Below are 2,273 nucleotides of genomic sequence, written 5' to 3'. Positions count from 1 at the left end.
ACGCTCGCATATTCGGGAGGGACAATCGATTCGATCGATTGCTCGGAAGACCGGATTGTCACGAATTACTGTTCGTAAATACCTCAATAATAGAAATTTAGACCCAAGCTACCCTGCAAGGAAGTCGCCGAGTAAGCTGGATGACTACGAGAAGACCTTAACCTGCTGGCTTCACCGTGAGGTGAAAAAGCATCGAAAGCAGCGTAAGTCAGTCAAGCAGCTATACCAGGATTTAGTACAACTGGGTTACACCGTTTCCTATGATCGTGTTGCTGCGTTTGCACGGCAGTGGCGACAAGAGCAACATGAAGCAAAGAGCACTGCCGCTAAGCGAGTCTATGTTCCACTGACTTTTGCACCAGGCGAAGCATTCCAGTTTGATTGGGGCGAAGATTTCGCCACGATCAATGGTCGGAAGTGCTGCCTTCAAGTTGCTTACTTCAAGCTAAGCAATAGTCGAGCTTTCTTCCTGCGAGCTTATTACAAACAAACGCACGAGATGCTGTTTGATGCACACAATCATGCATTTCGGGTCTTTGGTGGCGTGCCTGAACGCGGCATCTACGACAACATGAAGACTGCTGTGGATAAGGTACGATCAGGTAAACAGCGCGATGTTAATCGCCGATTCCAAACGCTAGTCAGTCATTATCTGTTTGAAGCTGAGTTCTGTAATCCAGCTGCAGGTTGGGAGAAAGGCCAAGTCGAGAAAAAGGTGCGAGATGCTCGGCATCAGTTATGGCATACCGCTCCCAAGTTCAAGACTCTCGAAGAACTTAATGCTTGGCTTGAACGCCAATGTATTGAACTGTGGCACCGCCAAAAACACCCAGAACAATCCAATCTAACGGTTGCTGAATGCTGGCGACAAGAACGGCCATGTTTAATGCCTGTCCCAGCGCCATTCGATGGCTATGTAGAAGAGACTAAGCGAGTCTCTTCTACATGCTTAATTACGTTCGAGCGTAACCGCTATAGTGTCCCGGCAAGCTTTGCTAACCAGCATGTGAGTCTTCATGTTTATGCAGCTGAAATCGTTATCGTTGCCGAAGGCAAGGAGATAGCAAGACATAGACGTATCTTCAATCGCAAGCATGATGCAGGTATCACCAAGTATGAATGGAGACATTATCTAGCCGTGGCTCAACGCAAACCAGGAGCACTGCGTAACGGCGCACCGTTCGAGACCTTGCCAGACAGCTTCAAGTCCATTCAAAAGTATTTACTTCGACGACAAGGTGGTGATCGAGAAATGGTCGAGATATTGGCCTTGGTACTTCATCACGACGAACAGCTGGTTGAGCAAGCGGTTGAGGAATCTCTGCGATGCGGGCACCCCTCAAAACAGCATGTAATGAACTGTTTGAGCCAACTCATCGAACAGGAAACACCTGAGCCTTTGCTAACACCACCCTCTCTCATTCTAAACGAAGAGCCTATTGCCAACACACAACGCTACGATCAACTAAGAGGTCATCCTTATGCACATTGAAACCATGATCCACACCTTCAAACAACTCAAACTACACGGTATGGCCAACAGTGTTATGGAGCTATCACAGCAAGCTGGGCCATCTTACCTTCAAGCACAGCCCATTCTTGAAGCCTTGATCAAAGCTGAAGTAACAGATCGAGAAGTGCGATCAATCGCTTATCAGATGAAGCATGCAAGGTTCCCAGCCTACCGTGACCTAGCTGGCTTTGACTTCAATCAAAGCAGTGTAGATGAAACGCTTGTCAAAGCGCTTCATCGCTGTGAGTTCATCGAAGGCAGCCACAACATCGTACTTATAGGAGGCCCTGGCACGGGTAAAACTCACTTAGCAACGGCAATAGGCGTACAAGCCATCCAACACCACCGACTACGAGTGCGCTTCTTATCGACCATTGAACTTGTGAATCAACTTGAACAAGAAAAACTCGAAGGTAAAGCGGGACGCATTGCGAACAGGTTAAGCCATACAGACTTGGTTATCTTAGATGAACTTGGTTACTTGCCCTTTAGTCAAACGGGAGGCGCATTACTATTCCACTTGCTAGGCAAACTATATGAGAAAACAAGTGTGATTATCACGACTAACTTAAGCTTTTCAGAGTGGAGCCAAGTCTTCGGTGACGCAAAGATGACAACCGCATTACTTGATCGACTAACGCATCACTGTCACATCATTGAAACAGGTAACGAAAGTTACCGCTACAAAGAATCTACTAATAAACGAATTTAAAACTGGAAATAAAAGAAAAGTTCAGGCCGTAATCTGGCCTCTCAGGCG

General features: G+C 46.9%; 2 protein-coding genes. Both read left to right on the top strand.

Annotated features, from left to right (window positions below):
- Window positions 1–1,492: IS21 family transposase (istA, locus tag A3756_RS06745; RefSeq protein WP_197481231.1), on the top strand; the 1,492-nt coding region annotated here is incomplete at its 5' end.
- The gene (gene istB, locus A3756_RS06740) at window positions 1,482–2,225 is read left to right on the top strand and encodes an IS21-like element helper ATPase IstB (protein ID WP_068510186.1); all 744 of its coding nucleotides are present in this window, start codon (window positions 1,482–1,484) and stop codon (window positions 2,223–2,225) included. The genes istA and istB, both read left to right, overlap by 11 nt.
- Window positions 2,226–2,273 lie beyond the last annotated feature (48 nt).

This window comes from Oleiphilus sp. HI0086, assembly GCF_001635225.1.
This window is presented reverse-complemented; position numbering and strand designations above follow the sequence as displayed.